Annotated in this window: 14 protein-coding genes; 7 read left to right on the top strand and 7 right to left on the bottom strand. The window is 72.9% G+C overall.

Annotated elements, in window-relative coordinates:
* Nucleotides 1-68 precede the first annotated feature (68 nt).
* Nucleotides 69-1,250, bottom strand: a complete 1,182-nt coding sequence (locus AB0C01_RS27235; protein ID WP_357255967.1) for a hypothetical protein — start codon at nucleotides 1,248-1,250, stop codon at nucleotides 69-71.
* Between the two features lie 189 nt (nucleotides 1,251-1,439).
* On the bottom strand, nucleotides 1,440-2,915 hold the full coding sequence (locus tag AB0C01_RS27230; RefSeq protein ID WP_357572475.1) for a hypothetical protein: 1,476 nt from the start codon (nucleotides 2,913-2,915) through the stop codon (nucleotides 1,440-1,442).
* A 113-nt stretch (nucleotides 2,916-3,028) separates the two neighbouring features.
* Here AB0C01_RS27230 and AB0C01_RS27225 point away from each other — a divergent pair, with 113 nt between their 5' ends.
* The 7 genes from AB0C01_RS27225 to AB0C01_RS27195 all read left to right on the top strand — a co-directional run bounded on the left by AB0C01_RS27225 (nucleotide 3,029) and on the right by AB0C01_RS27195 (nucleotide 12,219).
* The gene (locus AB0C01_RS27225; protein WP_357255971.1) at nucleotides 3,029-3,877 is read left to right on the top strand and encodes a MurR/RpiR family transcriptional regulator; all 849 of its coding nucleotides are present in this window, start codon (nucleotides 3,029-3,031) and stop codon (nucleotides 3,875-3,877) included.
* Nucleotides 3,878-3,893: 16 nt separating this feature from the next.
* Nucleotides 3,894-5,549: a urocanate hydratase gene (hutU, locus tag AB0C01_RS27220; RefSeq protein ID WP_357572474.1), complete on the top strand. Its 1,656-nt coding sequence runs from the start codon at nucleotides 3,894-3,896 to the stop codon at nucleotides 5,547-5,549.
* 55 nt (nucleotides 5,550-5,604) lie between these two features.
* On the top strand, nucleotides 5,605-6,807 hold the full coding sequence (locus tag AB0C01_RS27215) for an allantoate amidohydrolase (RefSeq protein WP_357255975.1): 1,203 nt from the start codon (nucleotides 5,605-5,607) through the stop codon (nucleotides 6,805-6,807).
* On the top strand, nucleotides 6,798-8,165 hold the full coding sequence (locus tag AB0C01_RS27210) for a formimidoylglutamate deiminase (protein ID WP_357255977.1): 1,368 nt from the start codon (nucleotides 6,798-6,800) through the stop codon (nucleotides 8,163-8,165). Before AB0C01_RS27215 ends, AB0C01_RS27210 begins: the two co-directional genes overlap by 10 nt.
* Nucleotides 8,162-9,358 (top strand): imidazolonepropionase, encoded by a 1,197-nt coding sequence (hutI, locus tag AB0C01_RS27205; protein WP_357572473.1) that lies wholly within the window; start codon nucleotides 8,162-8,164, stop codon nucleotides 9,356-9,358. Before AB0C01_RS27210 ends, hutI begins: the two co-directional genes overlap by 4 nt.
* Nucleotides 9,355-10,893, top strand: a complete 1,539-nt coding sequence (gene hutH / locus AB0C01_RS27200; RefSeq protein WP_357255981.1) for a histidine ammonia-lyase — start codon at nucleotides 9,355-9,357, stop codon at nucleotides 10,891-10,893. Before hutI ends, hutH begins: the two co-directional genes overlap by 4 nt.
* A gap of 102 nt (nucleotides 10,894-10,995) precedes the next feature.
* Nucleotides 10,996-12,219 (top strand): hypothetical protein, encoded by a 1,224-nt coding sequence (locus AB0C01_RS27195; protein ID WP_357255983.1) that lies wholly within the window; start codon nucleotides 10,996-10,998, stop codon nucleotides 12,217-12,219.
* A gap of 45 nt (nucleotides 12,220-12,264) precedes the next feature.
* On the opposite strand, the gene rdgB is transcribed toward AB0C01_RS27195, so the two are convergent.
* The 5 genes from rdgB to AB0C01_RS27170 all read right to left on the bottom strand — a co-directional run bounded on the left by rdgB (nucleotide 12,265) and on the right by AB0C01_RS27170 (nucleotide 16,834).
* Entirely contained in the window at nucleotides 12,265-12,882 is a 618-nt protein-coding gene (rdgB, locus tag AB0C01_RS27190) for an RdgB/HAM1 family non-canonical purine NTP pyrophosphatase (RefSeq protein ID WP_357255984.1), read from the bottom strand.
* Between the two features lie 52 nt (nucleotides 12,883-12,934).
* Entirely contained in the window at nucleotides 12,935-13,660 is a 726-nt protein-coding gene (gene rph / locus AB0C01_RS27185; RefSeq protein WP_357255986.1) for a ribonuclease PH, read from the bottom strand.
* Between the two features lie 9 nt (nucleotides 13,661-13,669).
* Nucleotides 13,670-14,839, bottom strand: a complete 1,170-nt coding sequence (locus AB0C01_RS27180; RefSeq protein WP_357572472.1) for a glycosyltransferase — start codon at nucleotides 14,837-14,839, stop codon at nucleotides 13,670-13,672.
* Nucleotides 14,836-15,981: a glycosyltransferase family 1 protein gene (locus tag AB0C01_RS27175; RefSeq protein ID WP_357572471.1), complete on the bottom strand. Its 1,146-nt coding sequence runs from the start codon at nucleotides 15,979-15,981 to the stop codon at nucleotides 14,836-14,838. The genes AB0C01_RS27180 and AB0C01_RS27175 overlap by 4 nt, the downstream gene beginning before the upstream one ends.
* Before the next feature lie 109 nt (nucleotides 15,982-16,090).
* Complete coding sequence (locus AB0C01_RS27170) at nucleotides 16,091-16,834, bottom strand: MBL fold metallo-hydrolase (RefSeq protein ID WP_357255990.1); 744 nt, start codon at nucleotides 16,832-16,834, stop codon at nucleotides 16,091-16,093.
* Nucleotides 16,835-16,973 lie beyond the last annotated feature (139 nt).

Here is a 16,973-nt window from a genome sequence, read left to right as displayed (position 1 = left end):
TCAGCGCGGCGGCGCGCCTGGGCCGTTCGCAACGCCCAGGCCGGCCAGGTAGTAGTTGTGCCAGAGCCTCAGCTGTGGCGACGCCACATGTCGCGCAGAGCGTCCCAGTTGCCCGCGATGCCGGCCATGCAGGGAGTTTCGAGAACCATGACGGCGTTGGAGTCGTCCCGGTCCCACCAGACACCGCAGTATGCCTGGCCCTCGAACAGGAAGCCGTACTCGACGTAGCTACCGGGCACACCTGTCACGCCGCCCGTCGTGCGGGTCGGCTCCCTGACTCCAGGGGCGAACGCGTTGGCAGTGCGGCCGAGTTCTTCACGCTGCGCGCGCCCCGCGATCTTCAGGGCTCCTTCCCGGAACAGCGAGAAGTGCACCTGCAGTGCGCCGTCGGGGCAGAAGACGTGGGCCTCCTCGTTCTCTGCCAGTGCGGGGCCGCCGCGACCGTAGACCACGCAGCCGCTGACGTCGGCCAACCAGAGTTCGCCCATCTGCGCCAGCTCGCCGGTGAACTTCGACTTGTTGATGGAGAGCTGGGTCGCCTGATAGGGCGAGAGGGAGGCGGTTACGGGCGGCGGCTCGTCCGAGTCGCCGCGTCCACCGAGGGCGTACCCCGCGACACCGGCGACGAGGGTGAGCGCCAACCCGCCGACGACGACCCAGATCCAGTTCACGCCTCTCCGGACGACCTGGACCGGTGCGATCCGCCGGCCGGGCGCTGCGAACTGTTGGTCGAAAGGGGCCGGCGCGGCGGACGAGGGCGCCGCCGAGATCGGTTGGGACGACTGTGCGGACCACGGCGCTTGCGAATACAGGGCAACCTGCTGCGTCGGCTCCGCCGGCGCGCCGGTGACGTCGTCACCCGCCAGGTCCCCACTCGGGCCCGCCGACACGGGGATGCCGCTGACCGGAGCGGCTGGACCACTCACCGGCGCAGCGGGGTCTTCGGACCGGTAGTCGAGCTGCAGGAGCCGGAAGAGCTGCCCCGGAACATCAGGCTGCTCGCCCTCGTACGCCACCCATGGGTTCGTCGCGGACAGGTCGGCCTCGGCGTAGTGCTGGTTGCCAGGCGCCTGCATCAACATCCTGACGGCGTGAGCGAAGGCGTCTCGCCAGCGCGGGTCCGCCGCCGCCGGCCCTTCCAGCAGGATGACCGTCCTGGGTCGCCCCCGCTCGTCGACGGCGGCCCATGCCTTTCCCACCAGCGACCCGCCGAGTGCACGGGTGAACCTGTAGGGACTGTCCGGCTGCATGCGCGCTCCTCCGTCGTACCGCCGTGCGGATAGTACAGATCACCACCGACCGGGGGCTGCCCCGTAAACGTGTGCTTGAGGCCACTGTCCGGACGGCAGCGGCGCACTTGCGGCTGTTCTACCGGAAAGAAGCGGCCGGCGCATCCCGCCGGTGGGTGCTGTCGCCCGCCGGAGGCCTGCTGACCTGCGCTACCTCGCCTTGGTCAGGTACTCGCAGGTGAGAGGCACGAACCAGGCTGGATTGATGTCGACGCGGACCTCCGTCGCACCGGCGGCACACTGCTGCTCGGCAACCGCGAGACTCTGCTGCCACGTGGGGCCGTCGAGTCGCACCAGGCCAGTCGTGGACTGCCACTGGTAACCGATGCCGACGAGAATTATCGCTGCGACGCCGACGCGCACGACGGTCAGCAGGTGCCGCAACTGAGGTCGGGGAGCCCGTGCCAGGCTCACGAGCACGGCGGTGAACAGGAACAGACAGGGTGCCGCGCTGTAGCGCTGCATGGGAATGACGACGTTCGGCGCGTCGAGGCGAAGCAGGAAGGACCAGTTCATGTAGAGCTCCGCGGAGATGAACGCTGCGGAGAGGAGCAGGCTCGTGATCACCAGGATCCGCCGGCCCGAGGTCCCGTTGCGCAGGCCATACCCGACGATGGCCAGAACGATGACCGCGGCGAGCGCCGCCGGCCAGGCGTAGAAGTCCGAATAGAACGCGAGCGCATGGGGGTAGAGCTCCGCGGTCCACTCCGGCCCGAAGAACAGCACCAGGGGCCCGCGGGCCGCGGCCGCGGACACTCCCTGCAGCAGGTCGAACGGTTCACCGCCCCGCTCCGAGGTCGACCCCAGCAGCGGCACGATCTGCATCGCCGAGCCGATGATGAAGGCGAACGCCGGAACCCGGTCACGTCGTCGGGGCAGCGCGAGTCGTGCGGCGGCCAACGGAACGAGCAGCATTCCCAACGGGCTCGTCAACGCGGCGAGCAGGAGCGCAACGGCACTGAGCCCGTTCTGCCAGCGGGTGGTCGGCCGCCAGAGGAGTGCCCAGAAGGCGCCGAAGATGACGAACCAGTGCAGGTTGGCAAGGTTGTTCAGGGCCTCGCTGTTTCCCGCCGGGAGCAGGACGACCGCAGCGGCCAACACCGCTCGCAGCCTGCGGGACGGCAGATGACCGGAGGCCGCGGTGAAGACCAGCAACGCGACCGCGGCACGCACCACCGCCGCGGCGATCGCCACCACCGCGGCCCACCAGCCGATCGGCAGGTGGGTGGCCAACTCGGTGGAGAGTCGTGGCAGCACGTGCAGATAGCCGCCGTACGGCTCGACGAGCACCAGCGGGAAGCTCTTGGTCACCGCCCCGTCGAAGAAGATCCGACCGTCCTCCGCCCACATGTGCGTCAGGTGGGTTCGGCCCTGCGGGATCACCAACTGGTAGGTCACCGCGAGCAGGAAGGCCGCGACGTAGCCGAGGACGGTCCTGCGGTCGGTCGCCGGCGGTGTGAGCGTGCGGGGGAAGAGGTTGTCCGCCAACCACCGTTGCCAGGCCAGCCCGCTCAGCCAGCCTCTCGGCGTGGGCCGGTGGGTGGAGTCGACCGCCGAAGGCGATTCCGGGGGTGGTGTGTCGTCGTGGATGGTCGCGATGTGCTGGCCCTGTTCCACGCTTGTCACGACACTACCTCCGCTGATCCCCCGCGCCGGATCGGCAGTATTGCATAGGCCGGACCTACCGATTCGACAGCGCAGACCTTGCCGTTGAAATTTTTCATGCATAAAGTCGCGCCATGAATGACGGCGGTGCGGGGTCGACCGACCACCTGCTCGACCTCTTCCACGGCGTACGACTCACGCCCACCCAGCGCCGCATCGCGCACTGCCTGGTGCAGCACGCCGGAGCGGCGGCCTACCTGTCCGCGGCGGAAGTCGCCGAGATGGCCGGGGTCAGCCAGCCGTCGGTGACCCGGTTTGCGATGGCGCTCGGATACGACGGCTACCCCGCCCTCCGCCGTCGGCTACGGAAGGCGGGCCCCACCGAGGGCACCGAACCGGACGACGCCGGCAACGAGCTACAGCAGGCGGTACGCGCGGAGATGGAGAACCTGGACCGGCTGGCCGTTCAGCTCGCCGACCGGGACCGGATCGCCGAGACCGGGCGGTTGCTCGCCCGGAGCCGCCCACTGCCGGTGCTCGGCCTGCGCGCCGCCGCGCCGCTGGCCGCGTACTTCGCCTACTTCGCGGCGAAGGTGCACCCGGACGTTCGGGTGCTCGACGACGGCGGCAGCCTGCTCACCGACCGCCTGGAGCAGGCGGCCGCGGCCGGGGCGTCGGCGCTGCTCGCCTTCGTCCTGCCCCGCTACCCCAGGGAGACCCTGGACGCGCTCCGCGACGCCCGCGACGCCGGGCTCACCGTGGTGGCGATCACCGACTCACCGGTCAGCCCCGCCACCGAGCACTCCGACGTGGTGCTGCCCGCGGCGGTCGGCGCGCAGCTCGTCTTTGACCTGCACACCGCCCCGATGACCCTGGCCATGGTGTTGTTACAGGCGATCTGCGACGCCGCACCGGCCGACACCCAACGCCGACTGGAGGCGTTCGAGGCCTCCGCGGCCCGCCGTCAGTTGTTCCGCGGATGACCGGAGGAGACCCGAGATGACCCAGCCCGTCCGTGCCGCACGGGGCAACCAGCTCACCGCCCGCGGGTGGCAGCAGGAGGCCGCCCTGCGGATGTTGATGAACAACCTCGACCCGGAGGTCGCCGAGCGCCCCGACGACCTGGTCGTCTACGGCGGCACCGGCAAGGCGGCCCGGGACTGGCCGTCGTACCACGCGTTGGTCCGCACGCTTACCGACCTGCGCGAGGACGAGACGATGCTCGTGCAATCCGGCCGACCGGTGGGCGTGCTGCGTACCCACGAGTGGGCGCCCCGGGTGCTGCTGGCCAACTCCAACCTGGTCGGCGACTGGGCGACCTGGCCGGAGTTTCGCCGGTTGGAGCAGCTCGGCCTGACCATGTACGGGCAGATGACCGCCGGTTCGTGGATCTACATCGGCACCCAGGGCATCCTCCAGGGCACCTACGAGACGTTCGCGGCGGTGGCCGCGAAGAGGTTCGGGGGCGACCTCGCCGGCACGCTGACGCTGACCGCCGGCTGCGGTGGGATGGGCGGCGCGCAGCCACTCGCGGTCACCATGAACGGCGGCGTCTGCCTGATCGTCGACGTGGACCGCACCCGGCTCGACCGGCGGGTGCACGACCGCTACCTGGACGAGGTCGCCGACTCGCTGGACGACGCGGTACGACGGGTGCTCGCCGCGAAGCGGGACCGGCGCGCGCTCTCCGTGGGCGTGGTCGGCAACGCCGCCGAGGTCTTCCCCGAGTTGCTCCGGCGCGGTGTCGGGGTCGACGTCGTGACCGACCAGACCAGCGCCCACGATCCGCTGTCGTACCTGCCGGTGGGGGTGGAGCTGGCCGACGCCCGGGACTACGCGCAGGCGAAGCCGGCCGAGTTCACCGACCGGGCCCGCGCGTCGATGGCGACGCACGTCGAGGCGATGGTCGGCTTCCTGGATGCCGGCGCCGAGGTCTTCGACTACGGCAACTCGATCCGCGGCGAGGCACAGCTCGCCGGATACCAGCGGGCCTTCGACTTCCCCGGTTTCGTGCCCGCGTACATCCGGCCGCTGTTCTCCGAGGGCAGGGGGCCGTTCCGGTGGGCGGCGCTCTCCGGCGATCCGGCCGACATCGCGGCCACCGACCGGGCGATCCTGGAGTTGTTCCCCGAGAACGAGCCGCTGGCCAGGTGGATCAGGCTGGCCGGCGAGCGGGTCGCCTTCCAGGGCCTGCCGGCCCGGATCTGCTGGCTCGGCTATGGCGAGCGGGACCGGGCGGGCGTGCGGTTCAACGAGATGGTCGCCTCGGGCGAACTCTCCGCCCCGGTCGTCATCGGGCGGGACCACCTGGACGCCGGCAGTGTGGCCAGCCCGTACCGGGAGACCGAGGCGATGGCCGACGGCTCCGACGCCATCGCCGACTGGCCGCTGCTCAACGCTCTGGTCAACACGGCCAGCGGGGCCTCCTGGGTGTCCCTCCACCACGGCGGCGGGGTGGGTATCGGCCGGTCGATCCACGCCGGGCAGGTGTGCGTCGCCGACGGCACCGCCCTCGCCGGGCAGAAGATCGAGCGGGTGCTCACCAACGACCCGGCGATGGGCGTGATCCGGCACGTCGACGCCGGCTACGACATCGCCCGCGACGTCGCGGACCGCACCGGCCTCCGCACGCCCATGGCCGAGGGACCCGCGTGAGCGCGAGGAGTGCAGCGCAGCGGAGCCCCGCAGTCGCGAACAACGGGAGTAGAGCGTGAGCGCGGACCTGTCCGGCCGGTTCCGGGCGCTGTGGGACGAGATCGCGCCGGTCGGGCGGGACGCCGACAGCGGCGGCTATCTGCGGTACGCGTTGACCGAGCCGGAGCGGGAGCTGCGCGCCTGGTTCCGAGCCCAGGCCGAGCAGCGCGGAATGCCCGTCACCGAGGACGGCAACGGCAACCTCTTCGCCCACTGGGGTGACCCGCAGGCGTCCGACGCGGTGCTCACCGGCAGCCACTTCGATTCGGTGCCGCACGGCGGGGCGTACGACGGGCCGCTCGGCATCGTCAGCGCGTTCCTCGCCGTGGACGAGCTTCGCGCCGCCGGCGTCACCCCGGATCGGCCGCTGGTGCTGGCCGCGTTCGTGGAGGAGGAGGGTGCGCGCTTCGGCGTACCGTGCCTGGGGTCTCGGCTGCTCACCGGTGCGCTGTCCGCCGACCGCGCGGCCGGCCTGCGCGACGCGGCCGGGGTGAGCTTCGCCGAGGCGCTGGGTGACCGGCCGGCGGGCGCCCGCCCGGAGTTGCTGGGCCGGTTCGGCGCCTACGTGGAGTTGCACGTCGAGCAGGGCCGCGCGCTCGTCGACACGGACGCGCCCGTCGCGGTGGCGAGCGCGATCTGGCCGCACGGCCGGTGGCGCTTCGACGTCGTCGGCGAGGGCAACCACGCGGGTACGACCCGGATGGCCGACCGGCGCGACCCGATGCTCACCTACGCGTTCACGGTGCTGGCGGCCAACAAGGAGGCCCGGCTGCGCGACGCGCACGCCACCGTGGGCCGGGTCGCCGTCGAGCCGAACGCCACGAACGCGATCCCGTCGAAGGTGACCGGGTGGCTGGATGCCCGCGCCGCCGACCCGCAGACGCTGTCCGGGCTGGTCGAGGCGGTGTGGGGCAAGCTCACCGAGCGCGCCCGCCGCGACGGTACGGTGGTGACGGTCACCGAGGAGTCGGCGACGCCGCTCGTCGCGTTCGACGGCGGTCTGGCCGGACGGCTGGCCACGCTGCTGGACGCGCCGGTGCTGCCCACCGGTGCGGGCCACGACGCCGGGGTGCTCGCCGCGCACCTGCCCACCGCGATGTTGTTCGTCCGCAACCCGACCGGGGTGTCGCACTCCCCCGGCGAGGCGGCGACCGACGACGACTGCGCCGCCGGGGTCCGCGCGCTGGCCCGGGTGCTGGAGGAGCTGACATGCCGATGACACCGACCCGCTGGCTCGCCGAGTACGCCTGGTTGCCCGAGCACCCCGAACCCACACCCGACGTGCTGATCGAGGTCGAGGACGGCCGGATCACGGCGGTTACGCCGCTGACCCCCGGCAGCAGGCCGACGGCCGGGGTCGACGTGTACGCCGACGCGGTGCCGCTGCCCGGTCTGACCCTGCCCGGCCTGGCCAACGTGCACTCGCACGCCTTCCACCGGGCGCTACGCGGACGTACCCACGGTGGTCGGGGCGACTTCTGGACCTGGCGGGACCGGATGTACGCCGTCGCGGACCGGCTGGACCCGGACACCTACCTGGCCCTGGCGCGTGCCGTCTACGCCGAGATGGCGCTCGCCGGGATCACCGGCGTGGGCGAGTTCCACTACCTGCACCACCGCCCCGACGGCGGCGCGTACGACGACCCGAACGCGATGGGCGCGGCGCTGGTGGAGGCCGCCGCGCACGCCGGGATCCGGCTCACCCTGCTGGACGCCTGCTACCTGACCTCCAGCGTGGACGGTCAGGCCCTCGCCGGGCCGCAGCGCCGCTTCGGTGACGGCGACGCGACCCGCTGGGCGGAGCGGGCGGCGGCGTTCCAGCCGGCGGACTCGCACGTGCGGGTCGGCGCGGCCGTGCACTCGGTACGGGCGGTTCCGGCGGACCAGCTCCGCACGGTCGCCGACTGGGCCCGGGATCGGCGGGCGCCGCTGCACGTGCACCTCTCCGAGCAGCCCGCCGAGAACGACGAGTGCCGGGCGGTGCACGGGCGTACGCCCACCGCGTTGCTCGCCGCGCACGGTGTTCTCGGGCCGGACACCACCGCCGTGCACGCCACCCACCCGACCAGCGCCGACCTGACCCTGCTCGGCGACAGCCGGACCGGGGTGTGCCTCTGCCCGACCACCGAACGGGACCTCGCCGACGGGATCGGCCCGGCCCGGCGGATGGCCGACGCGGGAATCCGGTTGAGCCTGGGCAGCGACAGCCACGCCGTCATCGACCTGTTCGAGGAGGCCCGCGCGGTGGAGCTGGACGAGCGGCTGCGCACCCGCCGCCGGGGCCACTTCACGCCTGTCGACCTGCTGACGGCGGCCAGCGTCACCGGGCACGCCGCCCTGGGCTGGGCCGACGCCGGCCGGATCGCCGTCGGCGCCCGCGCCGACCTGGTGACGGTACGGCTGGACAGCCCCCGCACCGCCGGCGTGCCACCGGTGGGGGCGTTCTTCGCGGCCACCGCGGGAGACGTGGAGCAGGTGCTGGTGGACGGCCGGGTGGTGGTGGCCGAGGGCCAGCACCTGAGCGTGGACGTGCCGGCCGAGTTGGCCGCCGCCATCGAGGCGGTGACCCCCACATGAGCAGTCTGCTTGTCGACACCATCGGGGAGCTGGTCACCAACGGCCCCGGTACGCGCCCACTCGGCATCCTCCGCGACGCGGCCGTGCTGATCGAGGAGGGCCGGGTGGCCTGGGTGGGGTCGTCCGCGACCGCGCCGGCCGCCGACCGGCGACTCGACGTCGGTGGGGCCGCCGTCCTGCCCGGCTTCGTGGACAGCCACGCCCACCTGGTCTTCGCCGGGGACCGGGCGGACGAGTTCGCCGCCCGGATGGCCGGTCAGCCCTACACCGGCGGCGGCATCCGCACCACGGTCCGCGCGACCCGGGCCGCGACCGATGACGAGTTGCGAGCCACCGTGCGCCGGCTGCGGGGGGAGGCGCTGCGCCAGGGCACCACGACCATGGAGATCAAGAGTGGGTACGGGCTGACCGTCGCCGACGAGGCCCGCTCACTGCGGATCGCCGCCGAGTTCACCGAGGACACCACCTATCTCGGCGCGCACGTGGTCCCCGCCGAGTACGCAGACCGCCCGGACGACTACGTGGGGCTGGTCTGCGGGCCGATGCTGGCCGCCGCCGCGCCGCACGCCAAGTGGATCGACGTGTTCTGCGAGCGGGGTGCCTTCGACGTGGACCACGCCCGGGCCATCCTGGCCTGCGGGCAGGCCGTCGGGCTCGGTGTGCGGGTGCACGCCAACCAGCTCGGCCCCGGACCGGGCGTGCATCTCGGCGTGGAGCTGGGCGCGGCCAGCGTGGACCACTGCACCTACCTGTCCGACGCCGACGTCGACGCGCTCGCGTCCTCCCTGGTCGACTGCATGTGCCACGAGGGCCCGCACAGCACCACCGTCGCGACCCTGCTTCCCGGCGCGGAGTTCTCCACCCGCTCGCCCTACCCGGACGCCCGCCGGCTGCTCGACGCCGGTGTGACAGTGGCGCTGGCGACGGACTGCAACCCCGGCTCGTCGTACACCTCGTCGATGGCGTTCTGCGTGGCCCTCGCGGTCCGCGAGATGCGGATGACCCCGGCGGAGGCGGTCTGGGCCGCCACCGCCGGTGGTGCCCGGGCGCTGCGCCGCGACGACATCGGTGTCCTCACCCCCGGCGCGCGGGCCGACCTCGTGGTCCTGGACGCGCCGTCGTACCTGCACCTGGCCTACCGGCCCGGTGTCCCCCTGATCCGCCAGGTAATTCGCAACGGAGTTCCGCTATGACGAACGTGACCATCCAGCCCACCGGGATCACCGCCGACGACGTGCTCGCGGTGGCCCGCGGCACCGCCACGGTCGTCCTCGCCCCGGCCACCGTCGAGGCCATGGCGACCAGTCGGGCCATCGTGGACGGCATCGAGTCGTCCGGCCGGCCCGTCTACGGGGTCTCCACCGGGTTCGGGGCGCTGGCCAACACCTTCATCGCTCCGGAGCGGCGGGCCGAACTGCAACACGCGCTGATCCGCTCGCACGCCGCCGGGGTGGGCGCCCCCATGCCGCGCGAGGTGGTCCGGGCCATGATGCTGCTGCGGGTCCGGTCCCTCGCGCTGGGCCGCTCCGGGGTCCGGCCGCTGGTCGCCGAGGCACTGGTCGACCTGCTCAACCACGACATCACCCCCTGGGTGCCGGAGCACGGCTCGCTGGGCGCCTCCGGCGACCTGGCGCCGCTGGCGCACTGCGCGCTGGTGCTGCTCGGTGAGGGCTGGGTCCTCGGCCCGGCCGGCGAGCGGCAGGACGCGGCCGACGCGCTGAGCGCCGCCGGGCTCACGCCGATCGAGCTGGCCGCCAAGGAGGGGCTGGCGCTGATCAACGGCACCGACGGCATGCTCGGCATGCTGTTGCTGGCCATCCACGACGCGGCGCACCTGTTCGCCATGGCCGACGTGACGGCCGCGCTGGCCATCGAGGCGATGCTCGGCTCGGAGCGGCCGTTCCTGCCGGAGCTGCACGCGATCCGGCCGCACCCCGGTCAGGCGGCGTCGGCGGCGAACATCCACCGGCTGTTGCAGGACTCCCGGGTGATGGACTCGCACCGCGACGACCTGGCCCATGCCGTGCAGGACGCGTACTCGATGCGTTGCGCCCCGCAGGTCGCCGGCGCGGCCCGCGACACCCTGGACTTCGTCCGTACGGTCGCGGGCCGGGAGTTGGTGTCCGTGGTGGACAACCCGGTGGTGCTGCCGGACGGGCGGGTCGAGTCGACAGGCAACTTCCACGGCGCGCCGCTCGGCTTCGCCGCGGACTTCCTCGCCATCGCCGCCGCCGAGGTGGGCGCGATCGCCGAGCGGCGGGTGGACCGGCTGCTCGACGTCACCCGCTCCCGGGAACTGCCGGCGTTCCTCTCCCCCGACGCCGGGGTCAACTCCGGGCTGATGATCGCCCAGTACACGGCGGCGGGGATCGTCGCCGAGAACCGTCGGCTGGCCGCCCCCGCCTCGGTGGACTCGCTGCCCACCAGCGGGATGCAGGAGGACCACGTGTCGATGGGCTGGGCGGCGGCCAAGAAGCTGCGCACCGTGCTGGACAACCTGACCAGCCTGCTCGCGGTGGAGCTGCTGGCCGGCGTACGCGGTCTGCAACTGCGCGCCCCGCTGGAGCCGTCCCCGGCCGGCCGGGCGGCCGTCGCCGCGCTCGGCCCGGCGGCCGGCGAGCCCGGCCCGGACGTGTTCCTCGCCCCGGTGATGGAGGCGGCCCGAGCGGTCGTCGGCGGGCCGGAGTTGCGCGCCGCCATCGAACGGGAGGTCGGCCCGCTGGGCTGACCTCCGTCGGTCGCTGTCGTCCGCCGCGGGTCAGGCGGCGGGCGGCAGGGTCCGGTCCCACCCTCGCCCGGCCTGTCGGCCGGTACTGCTAGGTTCGCCGCCGTGGACATCGAGGAGCCTGAGCTCACCGAGCAGATCCGGGACGTCGTCCGTCGTCAGGTGGCGCTGGCCGAGTTGCCGGCCGCCGCGATCGTCGCCGGGACGATGGAATATCTTGCCGACGAGGCAGACCCTGCGGAGATCCAGGCCCGAGCCTGGCCGATGGTCACCGAAGAGTTGAGCGCTCACCTCGCCGCCCAGGCCCAGTGGCCAGAGATCACCGACAACGATCGGCTCACCGCGGCCTTCCGGACGCTCTCGGCCGCCGGGGTGGTGGCTCGGGAAAACTTCAGCTGCTGCCAGACCTGCGGCACCGCCGAGATCGGCGGCGAGATTCCGAGGGGGCGCACCGCCCGGGGGTACGCCTTCTACCACCAGCAGGACGCCGAGAACGGCGTCGACGACTCGGGGGTGCACGTCGCGTACGGCCTGTTCGGGCAGCCGACGACGGCCGACCTCGGTGCGGAGGTGGTGGCGGCGCTGCGCGCCGAGGGGTTGAGCGTGCACTGGGACGGCAGCACCGGCACCCGGATCCGGGTCGCGTTGACCTGGCAGCGGCGCCGGGTCGGTCGGTTGGCCGCGCTGCCCGCCACTGTCGACGACGACGTCGACATCGACGTGGAGCTGCTGGACCAGTGGACGGGGGTGTACGCCCCGACCGACGGGCCCTCGTCGGCCGCCCGGCTCGCCGGTCTGCACCTGCCGTGGTTGCCGTCCGGCGTGCGGGTCCGGCTGGCCCGCGAGGGCGCCGCCGTCATCGTCCGGCGGGAGGGGGACGCCCTGGTGGGGACATCCCCGGACCAGGCTGGGCGGGAGCTGACCGTCGGCCGGTTCGACGGCCTGGAGCTGATCGGCCGGTTTACCGATGGGTCGGTGCGGGCGGTCGCCACGCCGGCCCCGCCAGATTTCCTCGAGGCGACCTACCAGTACCGCGACGACGTCCAGAAGGAGGTGCCCCTGGACGCGGCCGAGGCCCGCCTCCTGCTCCGTGCGATGCGACCGCTGAGCAGGGACTTCCTGACCGCCTCCGGCCGTTCCGGCGGCTGCGTGCAGGCCACCTGGGAGCGCGACGGGCTGTGGTTGGAGGAGCTGGACACCGCGCGGGCCACCTCGACCGGCCGGATCGCCACCGTGGCCGAAGCCGAACGACTGCTCACCGTGCTCGCGACGGAGGACCGCGTCGGGATCGACGAGCTGGGCGGCGACCTCGTGACGAAGAGCTGGTGACAGCCGTCGGAGGTCACCGACCGCGCCGGCGCGTCCCGGTGCTGCTCAGGCGGCGGGCGGCAGCACCTTGGCGATCAGCTTCGCCAGCTCGCGCAGTGCCTTGCCGCGGTGGCTGATCGCGTCCTTCTCCGCCGGGGTCAGCTCGGCGTTGGTCCGGTCCTGTCCGTCGCCCAGGAAGATCGGGTCGTAGCCGAATCCGCCGTCACCGCGCGGAGCCCGCAGCACCCGACCGGACTGCCGACCGTCGACGAGGTGCTCCTTGCCGCCGGGCAGCACCAACGCCACCGTGCAGACGAACGAGGCGGCCCGCTGCTCGTCGGGCACGTCGGCGATCTGGTCCAGCACCAGCTGAAGGTTGGCGCGGTCGTCGCCGTGGCGGCCGGACCAGCGGGCGCTGAAGACCCCCGGCATCCCGTTGAGCGCGTCCACCGCGAGCCCGGAATCGTCGGCGATGGTCGGCAGCCCGCTCTGCCGGAACCCCTCCCGCGCCTTGATCAGCGCGTTCTCGCCGAAGGTCAGGCCGGTCTCCGGCAGCTCCTCGTACTGCTCGACGTCGTCCAGCCCGAGCAGGGCGATCCGCTGCGCGCCGAGCGCACCGTCCAGGATGCGCTGGAGTTCCACAAGCTTCTTACGGTTACGGGTGGCGAGCAGGACCTTGTTCACGCTGAAACACCTCTGTTCGCGACTGCGGGGCTCGCAAGCTCACTCCTCGCGCTCACGCGAGTGCCTTCCGCTGGGCTTCGGCCAGATCCGCGCAACCCGCGACGGCCAGGTCGAGCAGGGCGTCGAGCTGGTCACGGGCGAACACGCCCGCCTCGCCGGTGCCCTGTACCTCGACGAAGTCACCCGTGCCGGTGCACACCACGTTCATGTCCACCTCGGCGGCGACGTCCTCCTCGTAGCAGAGGTCCAGCCGTGCCTCGCCGGCGATGATCCCCACGCTGACCGCGGCCACCGAGCGGTGCATCACCTTCTCCGGCTTACCGGCCAACGCCTTGCGGGCGGCGAGCCAGGTCACCGCGTCGTGCAACGCGACGTACGCGCCGGTGATCGCGGCCGTCCGGGTGCCACCGTCGGCCTGGAGCACGTCGCAGTCGAGCACGATCGAGTTCTCGCCGAGCGCCTTCAGGTCGATGCTGGCCCGCAGGCTCCGGCCGACCAGCCGGGAAATCTCGTGGGTACGACCGCCGACCCGGCCCTTGACGCTCTCCCGGTCGGAGCGGGTGTTGGTGGCCCGGGGCAGCATCGCGTACTCGGCGGTCACCCAGCCGAGCCCGGAGCCCTTGCGCCAGCGGGGCACCCCCTCGGTGACGCTCGCCGTGCAGAGCACCCGGGTGCCGCCGAACTCGACGAGCACCGAGCCCTCCGGATGGGTGCTCCAGCCTCGGGTCAGGGTCACCGGTCGGAGTTGATTGGGCCCTCGCCCGTCAGGTCGCGCCATCCCTGCACCCTATGCGGTGCGCTGATCCACCTCAGCCGGGGTGCCCCGAGCAGTGTCCGCGTCGTGCACCTGGAGGAATCCGGCGACCGCCGCCGGCCAGCCGAACTCCTCGGCCCTGGCCCGGGCGACCCGCCGCCGCTCGGCCGTCGGCCGGTCCGCCAGGCGGGTCACCGCCGCGGCCATCGACTCCCCCGAGCCGTACGCGGCCAGGCCGGCAGCTCCGACCACCCCGGGCAGGGCACTTGCCGCGTTGACGACGACCGGGGTGCCACAGGCCAACGCCTCCAGCCCGGCGAGGCCGAAGGTCTCCACGGGGCCGGGCGCCAGCACCACGTCCGCGCTGGCCAACAACGCGGCCACGGCGTGGCGGTCCGGCAGGAAACCGGTGAACGTCACCGGCAGCCCGGCCGCCCGCCGGGCCAGCGCGCCGCGCAGCGGGCCGTCACCAGCCAGCACCAGCACCGCCGGTACGCCCTGCCGCCGCAGCTCGGCGAGAGCCTGCACGGCCAACTCCGGTCGCTTCTCCGGGGACAGCCGGGCGCAGTGCACCAACAACAGCTCGGTGGGGTCGGCGTACCGGGCGCGCAGCCTCGGGTCGGCTCGGTCCGGGTGGAAGGTGTCCAGGTCCACCCCGAGGGGCACCAGGTCCACGTTGCCCGCGCCGATCCGGTCGAACTCCTCGGCCGCCCACCGGGTCGTGCAGACGATCCGGTCGTACGCCCGACTGGTCGCCCGGTTGAGCCGGTCGGCGACCGGCCGGCGCAGCGCGAGAGGCACACCCCACTGGCCGAGCAGCCCGGTCAGCGACTCGTGCGAGACCATCACCGACGGCACACCGTTCGCCCGTGCCCATGCGCCCGTCCAGCGCAGCGACGACCGGTCGGAGACCTCCAACCGGTCGGGTGCCAGGCCGGCGAGCAGCCGGGCCAGCCGACGCCGACCGGCGAGCAGCCGGTAACCGCCGCTGCCCGGCACCTCCGGGCCGGGCAGCGTGATCACCCGTCCCCACGGGTAAGATTCGTCGGCGGCCCGCCGGCCGGGGATCACCAGCACCGGATCGTGACCGGCGGCCCGGTAGCCCTCCCCGAGGTGCCGCAGCGCGGTCCGCAGACCACCGGATCGCGGGGTCACGAAGTTGGCGAGCCGCACGATCCGCAGCCCGCCCACCGTCGAGGTCACGACGCGGCCGGCAGGCCGACGGTCGCGGCCACGGCGCGTACCGCGTGGTAGTGCCCGATCAGCTCGTCGCCGACGGACGCCCAGCTGCGCCGACTGACCGCGACCCGGGCGGCCAGCCCGTAGGCCCGCCGCCGGTCGGCGTCCCCGGCCAGGTCGGCCACCGCGGCGGCCAACGCGTCGCCGTCGTTCGGTGCCACCAGCAGCCCGGTCACGCAGTCGTCGACGAGGTCTACCGGGCCGCCGCTGGCCGGCGCCACGACCGGCACCCCGGAGGCCAGCGCCTCCTGGATGGTCTGGCCGAAGGTCTCGTGCGGTCCGGTGTGCACGAACAGGTCCAGGCTGGCGTAGAGCCGGGCCAGGTCGTCGCCGTGCTGCACGCCCAGGAAGGTCACCCCGGGCAGGTCCCGGGCCAACTGGCGGCGGGCCGGGCCGTCACCGGCCACCACCACCCGCACCCCGGGCAGCCGCGCCGTCGCGGCCAGCAGCTCCACCCGCTTCTCCGGGGCGAGCCGGCCGACGTAGCCGACCAGCAGCTCACCGTTGGGCGCCAGCCGGTCCCGCAGCGCCGCACACCGTTTGGCCGGATCGAAGCGGACCGCGTCCACACCCCGACGCCACAGCCAGATCCGCTGCACACCGTTGGCGATCAGGTCGGCGGCGGCGCGGGTGGACGGGGCGAGGGTGCGGTGCGCCGAGTTGTGGATCTCCCGGATCCGACGCCAGGCCGCCGCCTCACCCCAGCTCACCCGGTACGCCCGCGCGTACGCCGCCACATCGGTCTGGTAGACCGCCACCGTGGGCAGCCGGTAACGGCTGGCCAGCGTGGCGGCCCGCGCCCCGAGGACGAACGGACTGGCCAGGTGCACCACGTCCGGCTCGGCCGACAGCAGCGCACCGGTCAACCGGGTGGTCGTCGGCACGCCCAACCGGAAACCCTGATAGCGGGGCAACGGCACGCTGGGAATGCGCACCACCGGGTACGGCAGCCGGTCGATGTCCCGCCGGCCGGCGCCGGGTGGGGCGGGCGCGATGACAACCGGCTCGTGGCCCCGGTCGAGCAGGTGTTCCGCCGTGCGCACCACGGAGTGCGCGACGCCGTTCACGTCCGGTGGGAACGACTCGGTCACGATGGCGATCCGCATGCCCACACCGTGCGGGTGTCACGGGTGCGCCAGACGACCGCCCGCTGACCGGGCGGCGAACAATGCGGCACAACACCGGTCCCGGCCTCGCGAAGCGGGACTCGGTGGGTCAGACGTCGTAGCTGGCGCCGGGTCGGACCACGTCGATCGGACCGGCGTACGCGCCGGCGGCCGAGTCCAGGGTGTGTGCCTCACTTCCCCAGGCGGGCACCAGGTGGGTCAGCAGGAGCCGGCCCACCGCGGCCTTGGTCGCCGCCTCGCCGGCCTCCCGGCCGGTCAGGTGCAGATCCGGCGGATTGTCCATGCCATCGAGGTAGCTGGCCTCGCAGAGGAAGACGTCGACGTCCTGGGCCAGCCGCAGCAGGGCCGCGCAGGGCGCGGTGTCCGACGAGTAGCACAGTGACCGGCCGTCGTGCTCCAGCCGCACGCCGTACGTCTCGACGGGGTGGTTGACCCGGTCCACGGTGACGGTGAACGGGCCGATCGGGAACGTGCCCGGCTGCAGGGCGTAGAACTGGTAGACGTCCTCCACCGAACCGTCGTCGCCGTACGCGGCGCTGAGCCGGTCCGGTGCGCCGGAGGGGGCGTACACCGGCAGCGGTGGATAGGGGCCGTCCGGTGCGTACCGGCGCACGACGACGTACAGGACGGCGTCGAACATGTGGTCGCAGTGCAGGTGGGTCAGCAGGATCGCGTCCGGGGCGTGCAGCCCCGCGTACCGCTGGAGGCTGGACATCGACCCGGAACCGAAGTCGACAAGGAGACGGAAGCCGTCGGCTTCGACGAGATAGGCCGAGCAGGGCGACTCGGGACCGGGAAAGCTACCGGCGCTGCCAAGGACAGTCAGTCGCATCGAGTTGTCTCGCTGTCACTGTCAGTAGCATCCGTGTGGGCAATCGCCTCAGCCATGATCTCTACCGACGCGTACGTCACGCTGCGCAGCCTACGCTGGGGTACCCGGCGGTAAGAATCATCCGGCGGAAGTTGTCACG

Origin of the sequence: Micromonospora sp. NPDC048905, assembly GCF_040649655.1 — a bacterium.
Taxonomy (GTDB): domain Bacteria; phylum Actinomycetota; class Actinomycetes; order Mycobacteriales; family Micromonosporaceae; genus Micromonospora.
This window is presented reverse-complemented; position numbering and strand designations above follow the sequence as displayed.

Excerpts from the sequence above, each read along its gene's own strand:
- AB0C01_RS27235 (WP_357255967.1), bottom strand. The coding sequence starts at position 1,250 with ATGCAGCCGGACAGTCCCTACAGGTTCACCCGTGCACTCGGCGGGTCG.
- AB0C01_RS27225 (WP_357255971.1), top strand. The coding sequence starts at position 3,029 with ATGAATGACGGCGGTGCGGGGTCGACCGACCACCTGCTCGACCTCTTC.
- hutI (WP_357572473.1), top strand. The coding sequence starts at position 8,162 with ATGAGCAGTCTGCTTGTCGACACCATCGGGGAGCTGGTCACCAACGGC.
- rph (WP_357255986.1), bottom strand. The coding sequence starts at position 13,660 with ATGGCGCGACCTGACGGGCGAGGGCCCAATCAACTCCGACCGGTGACC.
- AB0C01_RS27175 (WP_357572471.1), bottom strand. The coding sequence starts at position 15,981 with ATGCGGATCGCCATCGTGACCGAGTCGTTCCCACCGGACGTGAACGGC.
- hutH (WP_357255981.1), top strand. The coding sequence starts at position 9,355 with ATGACGAACGTGACCATCCAGCCCACCGGGATCACCGCCGACGACGTG.
- hutU (WP_357572474.1), top strand. The coding sequence starts at position 3,894 with ATGACCCAGCCCGTCCGTGCCGCACGGGGCAACCAGCTCACCGCCCGC.
- AB0C01_RS27170 (WP_357255990.1), bottom strand. The coding sequence starts at position 16,834 with ATGCGACTGACTGTCCTTGGCAGCGCCGGTAGCTTTCCCGGTCCCGAG.
- AB0C01_RS27210 (WP_357255977.1), top strand. The coding sequence starts at position 6,798 with ATGCCGATGACACCGACCCGCTGGCTCGCCGAGTACGCCTGGTTGCCC.